This is a genomic window from Leifsonia sp. 22587 (assembly GCF_052044215.1).
GTDB lineage: Bacteria > Actinomycetota > Actinomycetes > Actinomycetales > Microbacteriaceae > Leifsonia > Leifsonia shinshuensis_C.
Window position 1 is genome coordinate 73,475 of sequence record NZ_JBQENB010000001.1, and the last position, 20,717, is coordinate 94,191.

Genomic DNA, 20,717 nt, shown 5'->3' on the forward strand with positions numbered 1-20,717 from the left:
AGGATGGAGGGGTGCCAACGGCCGCCCGGCCGCTGACGATGACCCGAGGAAGGGCCGCAATGGGCGAGAAGAACTGGGCAGGCAACTACGAGTACCGCGCGGCGAGGATCGCCCGCCCGACCACGCTGGAGGAGCTGAGCGACCTCGTCCTGGACTCCCCGGCCGTTCGCGCGCTCGGCAGCCGCCACTCGTTCAACGACCTTGCCGACACCGAGGGCGTGCTCATCAGCACGGCCGGCCTCCCGGGCGACGTGCGCATCGACGAGGCGGCGCGGACCGTCACCGTCGGCGGCGGCGTCCGCTACGGCGACCTGGCGCGCGAGCTGCAGGACGCGGGATGGGCCCTGCACAACCTCGCGTCCCTGCCGCACATCTCGGTGGCAGGCGCGATCGCCACGGCGACCCACGGCTCCGGCGACCGCAACGGCAACCTCGCGACCGCGGTCGCCGGGCTGCGCATCCTGAACGGCTCGGGCGAGCTCGTCGACCTGCGCCGCGGCGATGAGGGCTTCGAGGGCGCCGTGGTGGGCCTCGGGGCGCTGGGCGTCGTCACGGACGTCACCCTCGACATCCGTCCGACCTACGACGCGCGGCAGCGGCTCTTCGGCGGTGTGCCGTGGGAGGCGGTGCTCGGGCGGTTCGACGAAATCACGTCGGCGGCGTACAGCGTCAGCCTCTTCACGACCTGGGACGAGGAGGCGGTGTCGCTCGCGTGGCTCAAGGAACTGGCCGGAGCCGAGACGCTGATCGAGGACGACTTCTTCGGCGCCCCGGCGCTGACCGAGCCGCGGCACATGATCGCGACGATGGATGTGCGCAACACCACCGAGCAGCTGGGCGTGGTCGGCCCGTGGAGCGAGCGGCTCGCGCACTTCCGGTTCGCGTTCACGCCGTCGAACGGCGAGGAGATCCAGTCCGAGTACCTCGTGCCGCGGGCACGTGCCGTGGAGGCGATCGAGGCGGTGCGTGCGCTCGCGCCCCTGATCGCGCCGCTGCTGCAGATCAGCGAGATCCGCACCGTCGCGGCGGACGACCTCTGGCTGTCGAGCGCGTACGAGACGGACGTCGTGGGCCTGCACTTCACGTGGTTCCGCGACCAGGCCGGCGTGGAGGCGGTGCTCCCCGAGCTGGAGGCCGCTCTGCTGCCGCTGGGCGCGCGTCCGCACTGGGGCAAGCTCTACGTCGACCGCGACGGGATCGTCCCGTCCCTCTACCCGCGCCTCTCCGACTTCGCGGCTCTCGCGTCGCGCTTCGACCCCGCCGCCCGCTTCCGCAACCCCTTCCTCACCCGCCTGCTCCCTTAGGCCCGCTCCGCCCACCGTCGAGTACACGATTAGTGCACGCGACACGCCGCGAAGGCGTGCACAAATCGTGCACTCGACGGAGGGTGTCGAGGCGAGGGGGTCAGGAGACGCGGGCGGCGATGTCGGTGCGGTAGTGGGAGCCGGCGAGGTGGATGCGGCCGAGCGCCGTGTAGGCGCGGTCCCGCGCCTCGGCGAAGTCCGTTCCGCGGGCCACGACGGAGAGCACGCGGCCGCCCGTCGCGAGCAGCTCGCCCGTCGCCTCGTGGAGCACGGTCGCCGCGTGCGCGATGGTCACCTCGGGCACCGCGGCCGCCTCGCCGAGCCCGGTGATCGGGCGTCCGGTCTGGGGCGCCTCCGGGTAGCCCTCGCTGGCGAGGACGACCGTGACGGCGGTGTCGAGCGCGAACTCGGGTCGCGGCATCCCGCCGAGCCCGCCGGTGGCGGCGGCGTAGAGCAGCGTGGACAGCGGGGTCACCAGCCGCGGGAGCACCACCTGGGTCTCCGGGTCGCCGAAGCGCGCGTTGAACTCGATCACGCGGATGCCGCGGTCGGTCACGATCAGGCCGCAGTAGAGCAGCCCGATGAACGGGGTCTGCTCGGCGGCGAGGGTGCGGACGGTCGGAAGCGCGATCGTGTCGATGACCTCGTCGACGAAGCCCTCGGGCAGCCAGGGGAGAGGGGAGTACGCACCCATCCCGCCGGTGTTCGGGCCCGCGTCGCCGTCGAGCAGTCGCTTGTAGTCCTGCGCCGGCGAGAGCGGCAGCACGTCGTGACCGTCGCTGACCAGGAACAGCGACACCTCCTGGCCGTCCAGGAACTCCTCGATCAGCACGCCGCCGTGCCGCAGCCAGTGGGTCGCGTGCTCGACGGCCGCGGCGCGGTCGTCCGTGACGAGCACGCCCTTCCCTGCGGCGAGGCCGTCCGCCTTGACGACGTACGGCGCGCCCAGCTCGTCGAGCGCGCGCTCCGCCTCGGCCAGCGTCTCGGCGCGCACCGCACGGCCGGTCGGAACGCCCGCGGCGTCCATGATCCGCTTCGCGAACGCCTTCGACCCTTCGAGCTGCGCCGCGGCCTTGCCCGGTCCGAACACGGGGATGCCGCGGGTACGCAGTGGATCGGCCACCCCTGCGACGAGCGGAGCCTCCGGACCGATGACGACCAGGTCGATGCCGTGCTCGATCGCGTACTCGGTGACCGCCTCGCCGTCGAGCGGGTCCAGGCCCGTTTCGACCCGCACATCCTGCGCGATGCCCGCATTGCCGGGCGCCGCGACGATGTCGTGCCGCTCCTCCTCGCTGAGCAGCGCGGTGATGATGGCGTGCTCGCGGGCACCGGAACCGAGGACGAGAATCTTCACGCCACCATGCTAGAGGGAGCGGATGCCGCGGCTCAGCCGGGTGGAAGGATGGAACGCATGGCGAGAGCGAAGATCGCGGACGACGTGGGTGGACCGGCCGTCCGGGCCGCCGTCGCGGGGGGAGCGCCCCGTGACACGACGGCCACGGCCGTGCGGTACCTGCTGCAGCTGCTCGCGGAGCGGGCGCCGGGCAACACCGTCGAGGTGCGGGTGCCGCCGTTCGGTGCGGTGCAGTGCATCCCCGGTCCGCGTCACACCCGCGGGACCCCGCCGAACGTCGTCGAGATGGATGCGGCCACCTGGCTCGGTCTCGCCTCCGGGTCGTTCACCTGGGAGGAGGGCGTCGCCTCGGGCGCCGTCCACGCCTCCGGGCAGCGCGCTTCCCTCGAGGGCCTCGTGCCCTTGCGCTACTGACCGCCGTCGCCGTTCCCCAAGGTTCCGTCACCGACGGTCACCCAGCTTCGATCTGGGAGAATGGGAGTCATGAGCGACACCCCGCAGGACGAGCCGGTCGACGAGGTCGAAGAGACCGTCATCCCGGCCGAGGTGCGGGTGCGGCGCTCGCCGCGGTACTTCCGGTTCATGATCACGGGCGCCGTGCTGTTCGCCATCGTGGCGCTCATCCTCACCTTCGCCTTCCCGGAGAACCCGACGTACGACCGCGGAAGCGTCTTCGGCTTCCTGCTCGCGATCTGCGTCACCGTGGGCGTCGCCGTCGGCGCGGTCGTCGCGCTCATCCTCGACCGCACCACCGCGCGTCGAGCGCGCAGCGTCCAGGCGGATAGAATCGACGTGCGCGTCACCGAGCCCGGGTCGTCGCCTGCACGGCGCGAGGGCTCGCAGCCGGAGCCCGGCACACCGAGCACCACGCAGGGCAGCACGCAGAGCACCACCAGCGACACCGAGAGCTGAACATCCCGACTTCCTGAAAGGGGTCCGCTGTGGCCGGAGGCGACGGTCTTCTCAGTCACGAACTGCTTCCCGGCGAGAAGGGACCGCAGGACGCCTGCGGTGTCTTCGGCGTCTGGGCCCCCGGTGAGGAGGTCGCGAAGCTCAGCTATTTCGGGCTCTACGCGCTCCAGCACCGCGGCCAGGAGTCGGCGGGCATCGCGACGAGCGACGGCGACAAGATCCTGATCTACAAAGACATGGGTCTCGTCTCGCAGGTGTTCAACGAGAACGCGCTCAACTCGCTCCCCGGCCACATCGCCGTCGGCCACACGCGTTACTCGACGACCGGAGCGTCCAGCTGGCAGAACGCGCAGCCGACGCTCGGGTCCACGGCCAGCGGAACCGTCGCCCTCGGCCACAACGGCAACCTGACGAATACCGCCGAGCTGATGCAGCTCGTGCACGAGCGCTACCCGCAGCACGACGGAGAGCTCTCCCGCGGCAACACGACCGACACGGCCGTCGTCACGGCGCTCCTCACCGGCGACCTCGATCACACCCTCGAGTCGACCGCCCTCGAGGTGCTTCCGCGCCTGCGCGGCGCCTACTGCCTCGTCTTCATGGACGAGCACACGCTGTACGCGGCGCGCGACCCGCAGGGCGTGCGACCGCTGGTCCTCGGCCGGCTTGAGCGCGGCTGGGTCGTCGCCTCCGAGACCGCCGCCCTCGACATCGTCGGCGCCAGCTTCGTGCGCGAGGTCGAGCCGGGCGAACTGATCGCCATCGACGAGAACGGACTGCGCAGCCAGCGGTTCGCGACCGAGAAGCGCGCCGGATGCGTCTTCGAGTACGTCTACCTCGCGCGTCCCGACACCACCATCGCCGGCCGCGGCGTCTACGAGGCCCGCGTCGAGATGGGGCGCCAGCTGGCCCGCGAGCACGCCGTCGAGGCCGACCTCGTCATCCCGACCCCGGAGTCCGGCACGCCCGCCGCCATCGGCTACGCGCAGGCGTCCGGCATCCCGTTCGGACAGGGCCTGGTCAAGAACTCCTACGTCGGCCGCACGTTCATCCAGCCGTCGCAGACCATCCGCCAGCGCGGCATCAAGCTCAAGCTGAACCCGCTCAAGGAGGTCATCAAGGGCAAGCGCCTGGTGGTCGTCGACGACTCGATCGTCCGCGGCAACACCCAGCGCGCGCTGGTCTCGATGCTCCGTGAGGCGGGGGCAGCAGAGGTGCACGTCCGCATCTCCAGCCCGCCCATCACCTGGCCGTGCTTCTACGGCATCGACTTCGCGTCGCGCGCCGAGCTCATCGCGACCGGGCTCGGGGTCGAGGCGGTGCGCCAGTCCATCGGCGCGGACAGCCTCGGCTACCTCTCCGAAGACGGCATGATCGACGCGACCGAACAGCCGCGCGAGCGCCTCTGCACGGCGTGCTTCACGGGCAACTACCCGATCGAGCTGCCGGATGCGCACCACCTCGGCAAGAACCTGCTCGAGCGTCCGGCCGTCGCCGCGACGGACGACGGTTCCGACGCGACCTCCGACGGCTGCGAGCCGGGCCCGGACTCCGAGCTGGAGCCGCTGCTGTCGTTCGGCGACCCCGGCCGCCAGGAGTGAGGCGGGAGGCGCCCGCCTCCGCCGATACGATGGAGCGGTGACCGACTCCACCGCCTCCTCGTCCGCCTCCTACGCCGCCGCCGGCGTCGACACCGCGGCCGGCGACCGGGCCGTCGAGCTCATGAAGGCCGCCGTCGGCCGCACCCACGGCCCCGAGGTGCTCGGTGGTGTCGGCGGGTTCGCCGGCCTCTTCGACGTGTCCTTCCTGCGCGACTTCCGCCGGCCGCTGCTCGCGACCTCCACCGACGGCGTCGGCACCAAGGTCGCCATCGCCCAGGCACTCGACAAGCACGACACGATCGGCCAGGACCTCGTGGGCATGGTCGTCGACGACATCGTCGTGGTGGGCGCGCGTCCCCTCTTCATGACCGACTACATCGCCTGCGGCAAGGTCGTCCCCGAGCGCATCGCCGCCATCGTCGCCGGTATCGCCGGCGCCTGCGCCGAGACCGGAACGGCCCTGGTCGGCGGCGAGACGGCCGAGCACCCCGGCCTGCTGGGAGCCGACGACTACGACGTCGCGGGCGCTGCGGTGGGAGCCGTGGAGGCCGACGACGTGCTCGGCGCCGAGCGCGTCCGCGACGGGGATGCGGTGCTGGCGATGGCGTCGTCGGGACTGCACTCGAACGGCTTCTCGCTGGTCCGCCACATCCTGGCCGCGCGCGGCATCGGGTTCACCGACCGCTCCGAGGAGTTCGGCGGCGTCGTGGGCGAGGCGCTGCTGGAGCCGACCCGGCTCTACACGGGCCCGCTGCTGCGGGTGCTGCAGGATGCATCCCTCAGCGGAGCGATCCACTCCCTCAGTCACGTCACCGGCGGCGGCATCGCCGCGAACCTCGCGCGGGTGCTCCCGGTCGGGTCGTGGGTGGAGGTCGACCGCTCGACCTGGTCGCCCACGCCGGTGTTCCGCATCCTGAGCGACCTGGCGGGCAGCAGCCTGGAGTCGAGCGAGGGCACCTGGAACCTCGGCATCGGCATGTTCGCCGTCGTCGCTCCGGAGGCGGCCGAGGCGGTCGCGGCCGCGCTCACCGCCGACGGCATCCCCACCTGGCGTGCCGGGACGGTGTCCACGGCCGCCCGCGACCTCACCGGCTTCGAGCAGGGCGCCAAGGGCGTCGACGGCGGCGCGGTGCGCCTCGTCGGCGGCTACGCCGCCTGAGCCCGCGTCACCCTTTTTGGTCGGAGCGCCGCGCCCGCGCCTGCCGCTAGAGTGGCGCGTGTGAGCCGACCGCACGCCAGCCTTCGCATGGCGGGTGCGGTGGCACTCGCGGCGGTCGGTGCGCTGCTGGGAGCGGCGCCCGCTGCGGCGGCCGGGCTTCCCGCGTCCCCTCCACCCGCGACCCCGGCGCCATCGGCGCCGTCACCGGCGCCTGCGTCCGCCGCTGGGCCTGCGGATGCGCTCGTGCCGTTGGTCGACTGCGTGCAGGATGCGCCGCTCGGCGCCGTCTCGTCCCGCACGGTCGTGCTCGGCTACCGCTCGACCGCGGCCAGCCCCGTGACCGTGCCCGCCGCATCCGGGACGAACGACCTCACCGCGGGCACCGCGGACCGCGGCCAGCCCTCCGCCTTCGCGCCGGGGGAGCACCACGGCGTCTGGCTGCTCACCCTCGACTCGGCCGCCGAACCGGAGCTCGCCTGGCGCCTCGGCGCCACGGAGGTGCGCTTCGACGGCGCTCCGGCCTGCACGGCGGCCACCGCGGTCGCCGTCAGCGCGCCGGAACGGATCAGCGCGGGCGACACGGTCTCCGTCTCCGCCGCGGTGACGCGGATGCTGCTCGCGCCGCCCTCCACGGGCGCGATCGCGTTCGCCCTGGACGGCGGCCCAGCGGTGACGGCTCCCGTCTCCGCCTCGGGCGTCGCCCGGGCGGACCTTCCGGTGGCGGCCGCGGGCGCGCACACGGTGACCGCGACCTACCTCCCGGCCGACGGCTCGGGGCTCCTCCCTTCCGGCGGCAGCGCGACCGTCACCGCGACAGCTCCGAGCGCGCCGCTCGAGGTCGCGGTGGGGTCGGTCGTGACCGGGAGCAGCAGTGTGCTGGTCACCGTCGCACGCGCCTCCGCGGAGGGGACGGCGTCGGCCGACCTGATGACCGCCGACGGAACCGCTACTGCCGGCGCGGACTATTCGCCCCTGGCGACCACCGTCGCGCTCGACGAGGGGCAGCCCACCGCGACGGTCCGCGTCGATCTGCCGCCGCGTCCCGCAGGATCGCCCGCCGCGACCTTCTTCGTGCTGCTGCAGCGCGCATCCACCGCCGTCACGACAGCGTCGGCCACCGTCCGCCTCCCCGCGGTCCCGGCCACGGTGCCGGCGGCGGCGGGGAACGGGGCAAGCCGGGCGGGCGCGTTGCCCGGTGCGTCCTCGGCGCTGCCGCCGGACGACCCCACCGCCGGTGCGCCCGCGACGGCGAGCACCGCACAGGACCTGGCCATGCTCGCCGGGGGCATCCTGCTCACCGCGGGCGGCATCCTGGGTGTGCTCGGGCTGGTGCGCGCGGTGGGGATGCGTGAAGCGCGGGCATGACGAACGTCACGTCCCGACGGTGACAGCTTTTCGGGGTGCCGGATCGCTGACGACCCAGCGGGCCTGGCTCTGGGGAGGGCTGGCTCAGGGGCGAAGGGCGGCGCTACGCGCGCTTCGGGGTGCCCGTCTCCTCGTCTTCGTCGTCGTACTCGTACTCGTCCTCCGACTCGGTCTCCTCGTCGGATTCGTACTCCGCCCACTTGGCGTACTGGTCGTCTTCGCTGTGGGAATGACCGGTCAGCTCACGCTCCAGGGCGTCGTAATTCACGGAAGGACTGAACGACTTCAACTGGCGAGCGATCTTGGTGTGCTTCGCCTTCTGACGGCCGCGCCCCATGCGTGACCCCCTTTTGGTCCCAGCCCGCGCGAGAGACTCGCCGGGGATCGAATAAGAACAGTGAAAACTAGCATCGAGTTTAGCATGCGGCCCTCATGGCACCCCGAGTCGCCGCACAGCGAGAAGTGGTGGGATGAGCGCGTGAGCACGACCAGGACCGACACCCAGGTGGTGGTGATCGGCGCAGGCCAGGCCGGCCTTGCCGTGGCGTATTACCTGAGGCGGTTCGAGCTGACTCCCGGGGTCGACTTCATCGTCTACGACCGGGGTCCGCGCACCGGTGGAGCGTGGCAGCACCGGTGGGATGCGCTCAAGCTCGGCAGCGCCCACCACGTGAACGACCTCCCCGGGATGTCGGAGCTGGGGCTCAGCTTCGACACGGCCGATCGGTCGCTCCCGGCCCGCGACATCGTGGCCGGCTACTACCGCCGCTACGAGGAGTACTTCGGGCTGGATGTGCAGCGCCCGGTCACCGTCACGAGCGTGTTCGACCGCGGTGCCGACCTCGTCGTCCAGCACACGGCAGGAGAGACGGGCACGCGCATCGTCGTGAACGCGACAGGCACCTGGGGCGCGCCGTTCGTGCCGTACTACCCGGGCATGAACGACTTCCGCGGCCGGCACGTGCACACGTCGAGCTACCTGTCGGCCGAAGAGTTCGCCGGGCAGTCCGTCGTGGTGGTCGGCGGCGGCACGAGCGCGATCGGCTTCCTGCTCGAACTAGAGGGCATCGCGTCCTCGCTGACCTGGGCGACCCGGCGCCCCGTGGATTTCCGGGACGAGTCCGAGTTGACGATCGAGGGCGGCGTCGCGGCCGTCGCGATGCAGGATGCCGCAGCCCGGGCCGGGCAGGCGCTCCCGTCGATCGTGAGCGGCACGGGCGTGCCGCGCACGCGACGCATCGCCGCGGGGATCGAGCGCGGTGTGCTGATCGAGCGGGAGATGTTCACCCGGATCGAGGAGGACGGCGTCCGCTGGCCGGACGGCTCGTTCACGCAGGCGGACGCGATCATCTGGGCGACCGGCTTCCGTCCGGAACTGCGTCATCTGGCGCCGCTTCGGCTGCGGGAGAAGTCGGGCGGACTGACCGTCGCGTCCGGCGCCTCCTGGCAGGACCCGCGCATATTCCTCGCCGGGTATGGGCCGCAGGCGTCCACGATCGGGGCCAACCGCGCCGGGCGCATCATCGCCCGCCAGATCATGGCGCAGCTGTAGGAGCCGGGCCGACGCGTCAGACCGTGATGTCGCGGCTCTCGCCCGCGAACCGCAACCCGCACACCCGTATCCCGCCCGTGGCCGGGTCCGCATCCACCTCGAGCACGCCCGCCGCTGCGCCCGGCCGGAGCCCCAGCCGCGCGCCGAGCACGGCCACGGCCGCCGCCGCGGACCACGCCTGCGGGCGGCACGCCGCGGGGTAGGGGATGGGCGACGTCGTCTCGTCCGCGCCGTCTCCCGCGTGCAGCTCCGGCATCCGGTAGCCGAAGCCGGCGGCGGCTGCGAGCAGCCCGTCGGACAGCACGGCGGCTTCCTCCCGGAATCCGTCGTCCGCGAGCGCGCGCACGACAATGGCGGTGTCGTGCGCCCACACGCTGCCGCCGTGGTAGCTGAGCGGCCAGTAGCCGGCGGAGTCCGTGGACATCGTCCGCAGACCGTAGCCGGACGAGAGCTCGGGGGAGACGAGACGGCGCACGACCAGGGCGGCCTGGTCCGCATTCAGGATGCCCGTCCCCAGCAGGTGCCCGATGTTGCTCGTGACGGTGTCCACGCGCCGCTTCGCCGCGTCCAGGGCCACGGCGGGGTAGGCGCCCGCCGGGTCGTCGATCCAGAAGGCGTCCGCGAACCGCTGCTTGAGCCCCGCCGCCCAGTCGCGCCACTGGTCGCCGCCCGGCCGGTCGAACGCGTCGAGCAGCTCCGCGCCGCCGATGGCCGCCTCGTAGGCGTAGCCCTGGACTTCGCACAGGGCGATCGGGCCCTCGGCGAGGCTGCCGTCGCGCCACTGGATCGAGTCGCCGGAGTCCTTCCAGCCCTGGTTGGCCAGTCCGTGGCCCGTGGTGTCGACGTACTCGAGGAAGCCGTCGTCGTCGCTGTCGCCGTAGTCCCGCATCCACGCCAGAGCCGCCTCCAAGTTGGGGAGGAGCGGCTCGATCTCGTGCCGGGGCATGCCCCACCGCCACGCGTCGTGCAGCAGGCAGACCCACAGCGCGGTCGCGTCGACCGTGCCGTAGTAGAGAGGCGGAAGGACGACACCCTCGCCCGGGATGGCGAGCGCGCCGGGCCGGAGCTCGTGCATGATCTTGCCCGGCTGTTCCGCGGTGTCCGGCACGACGCGGGTGCCCTGGTAGTGCGCGAGCACGCGCAGCGTCGAGGCGGCCAGCTCGTGCCCGAGGGGGAGGAGCAGGCGGGCGGCCCAGATCGAATCCCGCCCGAAGAGGGTGAAGAACCACGGGGCGCCGGCCGCCAGGAAGACGTCGTCCGGACGCTCGCGCGTCGACATGCGCAGTGCCTGCAGATCGGCCACCGCCTGCCGCAGCCAGGAGCCCAGGCGGGAGTCGTCGGTGCGGGCCTCGAACGCCGCCCACTCCTCGGAGGGGCGCGCGCCGGCGACCACCGCTGTCGGGTCGTCGACCTCGATGCGCCACTCGACGACGGCCTCGCCGTGGGCGGGTGCCTCCACCTCCCAGCGCAGCACAGAGACATCGCCGTCGACGGTCACGTGAGCCCGGGGTACGCGGACCGTCGCGGTGATGGGGCCGCTACGGAGCACCGCTCCGTCGGCGCTGGCGTCGACGCTCACCGGATGCTCGCTGCCGGTGAGACCCGCCTTGATCTGCTGCATGGGAGAGAAGTCGGCGTGCAGCGCCACCTCGATGGTGGTGCGGACCGGCGCGCCGAGCGCGTTCCGCAGGACGAGCCGTTCCTCCAGGGAGCCGGCGCCCACGATCCGGGTGCGGTCGACCCGCACGCGCGGATCGGCCGTGCGGTCGTCGATGCCGCGGGCGAGTCCCGTGAAGACGGCGGTGGCCGCATCCGGGCCGGCGGTCGCGATGTGTTCGGGCTCGGCGCCGCCGATGGTCAGGAGCACGCGATCGAGCACGCGGAGATCCGAGTGGTAGAAGCCGTGGATGCCGTGCCCGTCGATCCTCCCGTCCGGCGCGGACCAGGCCTGCGAGGGTGCGGTGAGCACCACGACGCTGTCGTGCAGGAGCGGCTGGAGGGGCTGGGTCATCGTGGCGGTGGTGCTTTCGTGCTCGGTGGTGGTGTCCGTCATGGTGGTGGCTGCCGTCATTCCTTCACGGCCCCCTCGCTCGCGTTCATGATCCGTCTCTGGAAGATGAAGAAGACCACGGCGACGGGGATCGTCATGACCGCGGCAGCGGCGAGTTTCAGCGGGTACTGCGTCCCCTGGCTGAGCTGCCCGCTGGCGAGGCCTGCGACGCCCTTCGTCAGGGTGGTCAGGGCCGGGCTCTGCGTGGAGACGATGAAGTGCGCCAGCTCGTTCCACGACCCCTGGAACGACAGGATGATGATCGTGATCAGCGCGGGCCGCGCCATCGGGAGCACGACCGACCAGAACACGCGGAACGTCCCCGCGCCGTCGATGCGCGCCTGCTCCTCGACGCTCGCCGGGATGGATTCGAAGAAGTTCTTCATGATGAAGACGCCCGCGGCGTCCGTCAGCAGGGGCACGATCATGCCCGTGTACGAGTCGTAGATGCCGAGCTGGTTGATCACCAGGAACTTCGGGATGAGCAGCACCACGGTCGGGACCGCCATGATGGCGACGAGAGCGGCGAACACGACCGAGCGGCCGCGGAAGTGCAGGCGCGCGAGCGCGTACCCGGCCAGCGAGTCGAAGAAGACCCGGCCCAGGGTCACCACGATGGTGACGACCGCCGAGTTGGCGAACCAGACGGGGAAGTCGGAGTTGAGGAACAGTTTCGCGTAGGCCGCCGTGGTGAAGGTCTGCGGAATGAGCGCGACCGGGTTCGAGGCCGCCTCCGCGTCCGTCTTGAACGACGTCGCCAGCTGGATGAGGAACGGCATGATGTAGACGATCGCCAGCACCACCAGCACCGCGTAGGTGACGGAGGTCGCGACCACGGTGCTCGTCGATCGTCGGCGGCCGACGGGCCGTGGGGAGGACGGCGGTGGCGAGACGGCGGCGCCGCGCTCGCTCTGCATCGCTGTGGTGCTCATCGGAGCGCTCCCTTCCGGTCGGAATCGTCGGTCTCGGGTGCGGCCGGCACGCTGCTCGGAGCGCTGCCGGCGGCCGTCCCCGCCGCCAGCGCCGGCTGGTAGAGCCGCATCCGGCGCTTCGAGACCTTCCGATCCCTGAGCACCCAGCGCTGGAAGATCGTGAAGACGACGATGATGACGAACAGGATGAACGCGATGGCCGCGCCCTGGCCCCACTCCTGGTTGACGAACGACGTCTGATAAGAGAGGTACGCGGGGGTGAGGGTGGTCTTGCCCGGCGCGCCGCGGGTGCCCGTGTAGATCTGGTCGAACACCTGCCAGCAACCGATCAGTCCGAGGGTCAGGACGGTGAACAGCGTCGGCCGGAGCTGCGGGAGGGTGATGCGCCAGAAGCGCTGCCAGCCGTTGGCGCCGTCCATCATCGCCGCCTCCGTCACGTCGCCGCCGAGGTTCTGCAGGGCCGCCAGGAAGAGCAGCATGAAGGTGCCGCTCGTGGTGAACACGGCCATGATGATGAACGCCGTCATCGCCACCGACGGGCCGCCGAGCCAGTCCCACCAGGAGACGCCGAGCGCGGTGTTCCGAGTCAGCGCGGCCGGTCCCTGCGTGACGCCGAAGAGCCGTAGGAAGTTGTGGATGATCCCGCTGGGATCGTTGAACCAGTTCGGGCCGTTGATCCCGAACCAGGAGAGCACCTTGTTGACGGCACCGCTGGTGCTGAACAGGAACAGCCAGAGCACCGTGATGGCGACCGAGCTCGTCACGGAAGGGAAGTAGAACGCCGTGCGGAAGAACCCCCGCCCACGGAGGATCGCGCGGCTGACCAGCACGGCGAGACCCAGCGACACCGCGGTCTGGATGGGGACGACCAGCACCACGTACCAGGCGTTGTTCTTGAGCGCGGTGCCGAAGTCCTGCTCGGCCAGCCCTCCTCCGCCGAGAAGCGTGGCGTAGTTGTCGAGGCCGACGAACTTCACGTCCGGCGAGAAGGGGCTGCCGCGGCCGCCCCAATCGGAGAAGCTGACCCAGAGGGCCATCAGCACCGGGACGACGAGGAAGACGCCGAGCAGCAGGATGACCGGGGCGGTGAACAACCACCCCGAGGCGGCCTCGCCGCGCCGGATTCCGGTGCGACGAGACCGACTCGCGGTTGCAGACATGACGGGCCTTTCCTCCGGTGGGCGCGTGCTACTTCAGCAGCGCTTCGAGGTTCTTCTGCGTGGTGTCGAGGATGGACTTCGGATCGCCGGTCGCCAGCGACTCGAGCTTGCTGTTGAGGTCGGTGACGACGTCGGCGGAGCCCTTCGCGGTCGGCACGCCCTTGGCGTAGTCGGCGGCGTCCAGGAACGGCACCAGGTCGGGGTTGTCCGACTTCCACTCGTCAGCGGCCGACTTGATGGACGGCATCGGGCCGAAGGCCTTCGAGAAGGCGAGCTGGTCCGACTTGCTGGTCAGCTTCTCGACCAGCTTCAGCGCGGCGGCCTGGTTGGGGCTGTCGGCGGCGATGCCCCAGCAGTTGGTGAACTGCAGCGTGCCCTGGCCGGCCGGTCCCTTCGGCAGCTCTGCGATCTTGTACTTGATGTTCGGGAAGTCGGACTTGAGGGCGCCGGTGATCCAGTTGCCCTCGATCGTCATCGCCGCGAGGCCCTTGCCGAACGCCTCGCCGCCCCAGCCGGCGCCGAGGTCCTTCGCGTACTTCAGCTCCCCGCCGTTCAGCATCCGCTTGACGAAGTCGAGCGCCTTCACGTTGGCCTCGCTGTTCGCGGTGGCCTTGGTGCTGTCCTCATTCATGAGGTTTCCGCCGGCCTGGACCATGAACGAGCCGATGCGGGCGTACTCGCCCGAGATGCCGAGCCCGACCTGGCTGCCCGTCGTGAGCTTCTTGGCGACGGCCTCGAGGTCGTCCCAGGTCTTCGGGATGTCGGCGTCGGTCAGCCCGGCGGCCGTCCAGGCGTCGGTGTTGATCACCAGCTGGAGCGTGGAGAAGTCCTTCGGCGCGCAGTAGAACTTGCCGTCGTAGGTGAAGGATTTGACCAGGCCCGGGTAGAAGTCGCTCTTGTTGCTCAGCTGGTCGCCGTAGGCGAGGAGCGACCCGTTGGACGCGTACCCGGCCAGCGCGTCGGTCGAGAGGTAGAAGACATCGGCCGGCTTCTTCGCGGCGAAGCCCTGCGAGAGCTGCTGGTTGAGGTCGCTCGCGACCACCAGGTTCGCTTTGGTGCCCGAGCTCTTGGACCAGTCGGACACTGCGGACTTCACCGCGGTGGTCTCGGCGTCGCCGGACGAGCCGATCATGACGGTCAGCGCCTTGTCGGACGAGGTGAGCTTGCCGGTGTCGGAACTGCTGCTGCCGCCGAAGCCGGAGCCGCACGCCGTGAGGGCGAGCGCGGTCGCCGCGGCGACGGCGCCGCCCGCGAGCCAGCGGTGTGTGATCTTGCGCATTCGTGTCTCCTTGGTATGAGTGTGCCCGCGAGAAGAGGCGCACACGGGAAGGGGCGGGAAGGTTGTGGACAACCCGTCGGATGGTGCGGTCTGTGAGCGGATCCCGGGCACGTCGGAGCCGGTGCCGGTGCTCCGCTGCGATGCGCGCATCCGACCTCCTCCGCTCCGTCGCCTGATTCGTCACTCCTGGTTTGATCGATCAAATCAACAGCCACTACGCTGAGTTTGAACGATCAAACCGGGATGCCTGTCACAGTAACCGCGCGCTTCCACAGGTGTCAAGCAGCCCACTAGGGTCGTATCCAGCCACGAGACGAGCCGGAGGGAGGCCAGGCGATGGGTGCGCAGCCGACCGTGACCGACGTCGCCGACGTCGCCGGAGTGTCCCGCCAGACCGTGTCGAACGTGCTCAACGCGCCGGAGCTCGTTCGCCCGGAGACGCGGGAGCGGGTGCAGGCCGCCATCCACTCGCTCGGCTACCGGCCGCACGCCTCCGCGCGCCGGCTCCGCACGCAGAAGAGCTCCACGATCGGCATCCGCCTCGACCCCATCACGCAGGACGGCATCTCGGGCAGCATCCTCGACCGCTTCCTGCACGCGCTCACCGAGCAGGCCGACCGCCAGGGTCTCCGGGTGCTGCTCTTCACCGCGACGGGGCCGGAGGACGAGATCGAGCAGTTCCGCCGGCTGTCGGATGCTGCGGACGTCGACGCCTTCGTGCTCACGTCGACGTTCCACGGCGACCCCCGCACGGAGTGGCTGATCGAGAACGGCCGGTCGTTCGTGACCTTCGGCCGCCCGTGGGGCATCGACGACATGACCGATCCCGAGCATCTGTGGGTGGATGTGGACGGTCGCGCCGGCGTGCGCGAGGCGACGGCGCATCTGCTCTCCCGCGGCGGTCCGCGCATCGGCTTCATCGGCTGGCCCAGCGGGTCCGGGACGGGCGACGACCGGCGCGCCGGCTGGCTGGAGGCGATGCGCGCGGGGAGCGGTCTGGCCGAGGAGGAGCTACGGCTGCTCGACGCGGCGGTGGAGGACGTCGTCCCGAACGGTGCGGACGCGGTGCGCCGCCTCGAGCAGCGCGCCGGCCGCCTCGACGGGGTCGTCTGCGTCTCCGACTCCCTCGCGCTCGGCGCCCTCACGGCGACGGCGGGCCGCATCCCCGTCGTCGGGTACGACGACACGCCGGTCGCCGAGGCGCTGGGCTTCTCGAGCGTCGCCCAGCAGCTCGACGAGGTCGCCGCCGGCGTGCTGGAACTGCTCACCGGCGCACACGGCGGCCGCGTCCAGCGCGGCGACCCGGTGACCGACCCGCGTCACCGCCTGGTGACGCCGCGCCTGGTGGTGCGCGACGGTCCGTCGCTCATCGGCGACCGCACGCTCTGAAATCCGCGTGTAACGCGCTGCGGAGACAATGGAGGCATGTCTCCACAAGAGCCTCTGCTGGATGCGCCACGAGCGCGTCGCCTCCCGATCACCGTGTCCATCACCCGCCGTGTCGACAGCACGCGCCTGGCCGAGGTCACCCACTGGGTGCAGGCCGGCGTGAACCTGGCCAACACGTATGACGGCTTCCTCGGCTCCGGCTGGGTGCGCGCCCACGCCGACTCCGACGAGTGGCACATGCTCTACCGCTTCGCGGACGCGGACACCCTGGAGGCCTGGGAGGCGTCGGACGACCGTGCCGACTGGCTCTACGCGGGTCGCGAGCTGGTGGAGGTGTCCCGCGTCGAGCGGAGGACCGGCATCGAGGGCTGGTTCGACCAGCCGCAGCCGGGCGTGCCCGCGGCGCCGCCGCGCTGGAAGCAGGCCGTGACGATCTGGCTCGGCTTCTTCCCGCTGTCGCTCGCCTTCACGTACCTCACCGTGACGTTCGTGCCGGGCTGGCACAGTCTGTGGCTGCTCGCGACGGTGCTGCTCAGCACGCTCTGCCTGACGCCCACCATGACGTACGTGCTGCTGCCGTTCGTCACCCGGCTGCTGCAGCCCTGGCTCCGCCGGTAGTTCACTCGGGGTTCTCCCTGACCCGACCCTGAACTCCGGGAATCCTGCCCGCGCACCCTTGCATCCCTCGTAATCGCGATATATCGTGAATCCGTCAACAGTCGCGATATAACGCGAGTCACCGACGGTCCCGGCATGGACCGGAGAAGCAAGGAGAACGAACCATGGCACAGGAGAAGTGGCTGATCCAGCCGGGCGAGAGCCGCACCATCGATGTGGAGCTCGTCCGCGCGCTGAAGGTCGGATTTATCGGCGGTCAGATCGACATCGTCGGGCACGACGAGCCCGGGGCGCGGATCGAGGTCCACTCGGTCGAAGGGCGTGACCTGAAGATCGTCATCGACGGCGACCGCCTCGAGATCGACCACCCGCAGCTGCGCTGGGACAACTTCATCGAGGTCTTCAAGTCCATGCGGTCCAGCGCCCGGGCCGACGTCAGCGTGCTCGTGCCGCGCGATGTCGAGCTCAAGTTCGGCGTCGTCTCCGCGACCGCCCTGGTCTCCGGACTGCACACGGACGCGCGGCTCAGCACCGTGTCCGGGGATGTCGTCGCCGACGGCCTCACCGGCGACATCGAGCTCAACTCCGTCAACGGCGAGCTCTCGGTGCGCGACCACACGGGCCGCATCTCCGCCCACACCGTCTCGGGCGACGTGACCGCGACCGGCGCCATCCGCCGCTTCTCGGCCGACGGCGTCTCCGGCGACGTCATGATCGACGTCACCGGCACCCCGGACGAGATCGCCGTGAACACGGTCTCCGGCGACACGACCATCCGCATCCCGGAGGCCGTCGGCGCGCGCTACCGCGTGAACACGGTGTCGGGGAAGGTGCAGCTCGACAACATGACCGTGGTCGGCGGGATGGGCAGGGGCTACACCGGCACCTCCGGCACGCTCAACGGCACCTGGGTCGAGATCAACGTCAACTCCGTTTCGGGCGATGCGGCAGTGCTGCGCAGTGCCGCGACGGCGCAGGGCGCGAATGCGCAGGAGGCGTCGGCGTGAGCCCCGTCTTCTCGCACGGCAGCCTCCGGCTGTACCTGCTGAGCCTCCTCGACGAGTCCCCACGGCACGGCTACGAGCTCATCCAGGCGCTCAGCGACCGCTTCGGCGGCACGTACAGCCCCAGTGCCGGGACGATCTACCCCCGCCTCGCCAAGCTCGAGGAGGAGGGGCTGGTCACCAAGACCACCGAGGGCCGCAAGACCGTCTACGCGATCACGGACGCCGGGCGCGCGGAGCTGGACGCCCGCCGCCCCGAGCTGGACGCGATCGAGGAGGAGGTCACCGACTCGGTCCGGCGGCTCGCCGACGAGGTGCGCGCGGGCGTGAACGACGCCATGCGCACGCTGCGTGCCGAGCTGGCGTCGGCCGCCCGGGAGGCCAAGCGGAACGCGTCGCGCGTCGACCCGCGCCAGGAGTCCCGGGACGCCGGCCGGGATGCACGCGCAGCCGGGATGACGGCGGTCCGGGATGCGGAGGCGGCGCTCAACGAGTTCCGTCAGCAGCTGCGAACGGACCTCCGCTCCGAGGCGGCGCGCGGCGCCCTCCCCGTCGACGTCGTCCCGCTCCTCAAGGGCGAACTGGACCGCGTCCGGCGCACCGTCGCCGAGGCGCTCAGCCGCCGCTGAGCGCGAGCGTTCGGCTTTGGGAAAGAGTCAGCGAATGCTCATCCGGCTCCCAGTGAGACCACTGCCGGTCGCCGTGCCGCGCCAATCCGCCACACCCGCCCCGTCTGCAGGGCAACGCCCAGTGTTTGCAGATCGGGAGGGTGCTGGGGGCGCGACGCGCCGACTTGACAGTGCATTGCCAGCGAGTATGCTCGCACCTCGTGACAAATGAGGGGAGATCCCCGAAGCGCTGGTTGATCGGCGACCCGCTTCCGAGTGAGAAGCTCGAAGGACAACTGCTCCCGAAGCACCTCGCCCTACCCATCTTCGCCTCGGATGCGCTCTCGAGCGTCGCCTACGCTCCGCAGGAGCTCCTGATGATCCTGCTGCTCGGCGGGCTGGCGTTCCTGACGTTCGCGCCGTGGGTGGCCGCGGCGGTGGTCGTCCTGCTCGTCACGGTCGTGCTCAGCTACCGGCAGCTCGTCAAGGCGTACCCGTCGGGCGGTGGCGATTACGAGGTCGCCCACAAGAACCTCGGCGAGAAGGCCGGGCTGGTCGTCGCGTCCGCGCTGCTGGTGGACTACGTGCTCACTGTCGCCGTGTCGGTCGCGTCCGGCGTCGACAACGTGATCTCGGCGCTCCCCTTCCTCGCCCCCTGGCGGGTCGAGCTCGCCATCCTCTGCGTCATCGTCATCGCCGCCGTCAACCTGCGCGGCGTGCGTGAGTCGTCGAAGGCGTTCGCGCTGCCGACCTACATCTTCATCGGCAGCATCGGCCTCATGGTCGTCACGGCGCTCATCCGCACCGCCTTCGGCGACGCTCCGGTGGCCGAGTCGGCCGGGTACCAGGTGCACGCGGACTCCCTCACCCAGGCGGCCGTCGTGCTCCTGCTGCTGCGCGCCTTCTCGAGTGGATGTTCGGCTCTGACCGGTGTCGAGGCGGTCGCCAACGGCGTCCCCGCGTTCCGCACGCCGAAGATCCGCAACGCCCGCATCACCCTGGGACTCATGGGCGGCATCGCCATCACCCTGTTCGCCGGACTCACCGCGACGGCCCTGATCAGCGGCGTCCACTACGCCGAGAACCCGTGCGACCTTCAAGGCTGGGCGCAGTGCGCGACGTCGCCGCAGCGCAGCCTGATCGCCCAGATCGCCGCCGCCACCTTCGGCAACAACACCTTCTTCTTCTTCCTGGTGCAGGCCGCGACCGCCGTCGTGCTGCTGCTGGCGGCCAACACCGCCTTCAACGGCTTCCCGCTTCTCGGCTCCGTGCTCGCCCGCGACTCCTACGCCCCGAAGGCGCTGAACACCCGCGGCGACCGCCTCGTGTACTCGAACGGCATGATCATCCTCGCGCTGGCGGCGACGGTGCTGCTGGTCGTGTACCAGGCGAACCTGACCCAGCTCATCCAGCTCTACATCATCGGGGTGTTCGTGTCGTTCACGCTCGGCCAGTCGGGCATGGTGAAGCACTGGATCTCGCTGCTGCGCGAGGGCGGCCAGACCGGGCGTGAACGCACCGGGATCATCCGCTCGCTCTGCATCAACGCGTTCGGCGCGTGCCTCACCGCGATCGTGCTCATCGTCGTGACGATCACCAAGTTCACGCACGGCGCGTACCTGGTCTTCATCTTCATGCCGATCCTCTGGTTCCTCATGCTCGGCGTGAACCGGTACTACCGCGACGTCGAGAAGGAGGTCGAGGTCGACCCGGTCACGACGTTCGGAAGCGTCGGCGACCACGCCATCGTCCTCATCGGCAAGATGCAGAAGCCGGCCCTCAAGGCGCTCGACTACGCCATCGCCGCCCGGCACGACTCCATCGAGGCCGTCCACGTCTCCATCGACGAGGAGGCGACGCAGAAGCTGCAGCGCCAGTGGATCGAGCAGAACATCCACGTGCCGCTCACCATCATCGAGTCGCCGTACCGTGAGTTCGGCATCCCCCTGGTGAAGTACCTCAAGCACCGGCGGGAGGAGCACGGCTCCGAGGTCGTGACGGTCTACCTGCCGCAGTACATCGTCGGCCACTGGTGGGAGTCGCTGCTGCACAATCACCGTGCCCGCCGCATCAGCAAGCAGCTCATGCTGTGCCACGGCGTGACCGTCGCCCTCGTGCCGTGGCTGCTCGACTCGTCGTCGCTCATCTACGGCCGCCGGTCCCGCCCGCTGCCCGGACAGGACCGCCGCGGCGAGCCGGTGCGCCCGGTCGCACGCCGGCCCCTCGTGCCCGCGTCGCGCGCGCACACGCGCATCCACATCCACCCGGTGCCGCTCACGATCGGCGACCCGGCCGAGAGCGCGGAGCAGGTGGCGGCGACCATCCCGGAGCCGCAGCCGCAGGGCGATGCGACGACGGGGGAGCAGGCGGAGAAGCGCGAGCCGGCGGGCGCCGGCGGCGGTCCGAAGGCGCGCGCGAAGCGCTAGG

General features: G+C 70.9%; 18 protein-coding genes. 12 read left to right on the plus strand and 6 right to left on the minus strand.

Annotated features, from left to right (window positions below; genetic code table 11):
• The first annotated feature begins 59 nt into the window (after positions 1-59).
• The gene (locus ACTJI1_RS00385; protein ID WP_440741097.1) at positions 60-1,304 is read left to right on the plus strand and encodes an FAD-binding protein; all 1,245 of its coding nucleotides are present in this window, start codon (positions 60-62) and stop codon (positions 1,302-1,304) included.
• Positions 1,305-1,404: 100 nt separating this feature from the next.
• Here the strand turns inward: ACTJI1_RS00385 and purD are convergent, their stop codons facing one another.
• A complete protein-coding gene (gene purD / locus ACTJI1_RS00390) occupies positions 1,405-2,661 on the minus strand; it encodes a phosphoribosylamine--glycine ligase (protein WP_440741098.1) in 1,257 nt (418 codons plus the stop codon).
• A gap of 57 nt (positions 2,662-2,718) precedes the next feature.
• Between purD and ACTJI1_RS00395 the strand changes: the two genes are divergently transcribed.
• The 5 genes from ACTJI1_RS00395 to ACTJI1_RS00415 all read left to right on the plus strand — a co-directional run bounded on the left by ACTJI1_RS00395 (position 2,719) and on the right by ACTJI1_RS00415 (position 7,698).
• Positions 2,719-3,075 carry a sterol carrier family protein gene (locus tag ACTJI1_RS00395; RefSeq protein WP_440741099.1) on the plus strand — a complete coding sequence of 119 codons (357 nt, stop codon included), beginning with the start codon at positions 2,719-2,721 and terminating at the stop codon, positions 3,073-3,075.
• A 69-nt stretch (positions 3,076-3,144) separates the two neighbouring features.
• Positions 3,145-3,573, plus strand: a complete 429-nt coding sequence (locus ACTJI1_RS00400; protein ID WP_440741100.1) for a hypothetical protein — start codon at positions 3,145-3,147, stop codon at positions 3,571-3,573.
• A 29-nt stretch (positions 3,574-3,602) separates the two neighbouring features.
• A complete protein-coding gene (gene purF / locus ACTJI1_RS00405; protein ID WP_440741101.1) occupies positions 3,603-5,174 on the plus strand; it encodes an amidophosphoribosyltransferase in 1,572 nt (523 codons plus the stop codon).
• A 37-nt stretch (positions 5,175-5,211) separates the two neighbouring features.
• Positions 5,212-6,333: a phosphoribosylformylglycinamidine cyclo-ligase gene (gene purM / locus ACTJI1_RS00410; protein ID WP_440741102.1), complete on the plus strand. Its 1,122-nt coding sequence runs from the start codon at positions 5,212-5,214 to the stop codon at positions 6,331-6,333.
• Between the two features lie 60 nt (positions 6,334-6,393).
• Positions 6,394-7,698 carry an Ig-like domain repeat protein gene (locus tag ACTJI1_RS00415; protein WP_440741103.1) on the plus strand — a complete coding sequence of 435 codons (1,305 nt, stop codon included), beginning with the start codon at positions 6,394-6,396 and terminating at the stop codon, positions 7,696-7,698.
• A 103-nt stretch (positions 7,699-7,801) separates the two neighbouring features.
• On the opposite strand, the gene ACTJI1_RS00420 is transcribed toward ACTJI1_RS00415, so the two are convergent.
• Positions 7,802-8,035, minus strand: coding sequence for a DUF3073 domain-containing protein (locus ACTJI1_RS00420; RefSeq protein ID WP_310131674.1), 234 nt, complete (start codon positions 8,033-8,035; stop codon positions 7,802-7,804).
• A 141-nt stretch (positions 8,036-8,176) separates the two neighbouring features.
• On the opposite strand from ACTJI1_RS00420, the gene ACTJI1_RS00425 reads away from it, so the two are divergent.
• Entirely contained in the window at positions 8,177-9,250 is a 1,074-nt protein-coding gene (locus ACTJI1_RS00425) for an NAD(P)-binding domain-containing protein (RefSeq protein ID WP_440741104.1), read from the plus strand.
• A gap of 16 nt (positions 9,251-9,266) precedes the next feature.
• Here ACTJI1_RS00425 and ACTJI1_RS00430 read toward each other — a convergent pair whose 3' ends face one another.
• From ACTJI1_RS00430 to ACTJI1_RS00445, 4 genes are read right to left on the minus strand one after another with little or no spacing between them, the layout of a single operon-like run.
• Positions 9,267-11,321, minus strand: coding sequence for a glycogen debranching N-terminal domain-containing protein (locus ACTJI1_RS00430; RefSeq protein ID WP_440741105.1), 2,055 nt, complete (start codon positions 11,319-11,321; stop codon positions 9,267-9,269).
• A complete protein-coding gene (locus tag ACTJI1_RS00435; protein WP_440741106.1) occupies positions 11,318-12,232 on the minus strand; it encodes a carbohydrate ABC transporter permease in 915 nt (304 codons plus the stop codon). The genes ACTJI1_RS00430 and ACTJI1_RS00435 overlap by 4 nt, the downstream gene beginning before the upstream one ends.
• Positions 12,229-13,392 (minus strand): carbohydrate ABC transporter permease, encoded by a 1,164-nt coding sequence (locus ACTJI1_RS00440; protein WP_440741107.1) that lies wholly within the window; start codon positions 13,390-13,392, stop codon positions 12,229-12,231. Before ACTJI1_RS00440 ends, ACTJI1_RS00435 begins: the two co-directional genes overlap by 4 nt.
• A gap of 28 nt (positions 13,393-13,420) precedes the next feature.
• A complete protein-coding gene (locus tag ACTJI1_RS00445) occupies positions 13,421-14,671 on the minus strand; it encodes a sugar ABC transporter substrate-binding protein (RefSeq protein ID WP_440741108.1) in 1,251 nt (416 codons plus the stop codon).
• 336 nt (positions 14,672-15,007) lie between these two features.
• Here ACTJI1_RS00445 and ACTJI1_RS00450 point away from each other — a divergent pair, with 336 nt between their 5' ends.
• From ACTJI1_RS00450 to ACTJI1_RS00470, 5 genes are all read left to right on the plus strand, one after another.
• Positions 15,008-16,060 carry a LacI family DNA-binding transcriptional regulator gene (locus ACTJI1_RS00450; RefSeq protein ID WP_440741109.1) on the plus strand — a complete coding sequence of 351 codons (1,053 nt, stop codon included), beginning with the start codon at positions 15,008-15,010 and terminating at the stop codon, positions 16,058-16,060.
• 36 nt (positions 16,061-16,096) lie between these two features.
• Positions 16,097-16,678 carry an antibiotic biosynthesis monooxygenase gene (locus tag ACTJI1_RS00455; RefSeq protein WP_440741110.1) on the plus strand — a complete coding sequence of 194 codons (582 nt, stop codon included), beginning with the start codon at positions 16,097-16,099 and terminating at the stop codon, positions 16,676-16,678.
• A 164-nt stretch (positions 16,679-16,842) separates the two neighbouring features.
• Complete coding sequence (locus ACTJI1_RS00460; protein WP_310131658.1) at positions 16,843-17,685, plus strand: DUF4097 family beta strand repeat-containing protein; 843 nt, start codon at positions 16,843-16,845, stop codon at positions 17,683-17,685.
• Positions 17,682-18,311 carry a PadR family transcriptional regulator gene (locus tag ACTJI1_RS00465; RefSeq protein WP_310131657.1) on the plus strand — a complete coding sequence of 210 codons (630 nt, stop codon included), beginning with the start codon at positions 17,682-17,684 and terminating at the stop codon, positions 18,309-18,311. The genes ACTJI1_RS00460 and ACTJI1_RS00465 overlap by 4 nt, the downstream gene beginning before the upstream one ends.
• 233 nt (positions 18,312-18,544) lie before the next feature.
• On the plus strand, positions 18,545-20,716 hold the full coding sequence (locus ACTJI1_RS00470; protein WP_440742159.1) for an APC family permease: 2,172 nt from the start codon (positions 18,545-18,547) through the stop codon (positions 20,714-20,716).
• Position 20,717 lies beyond the last annotated feature (1 nt).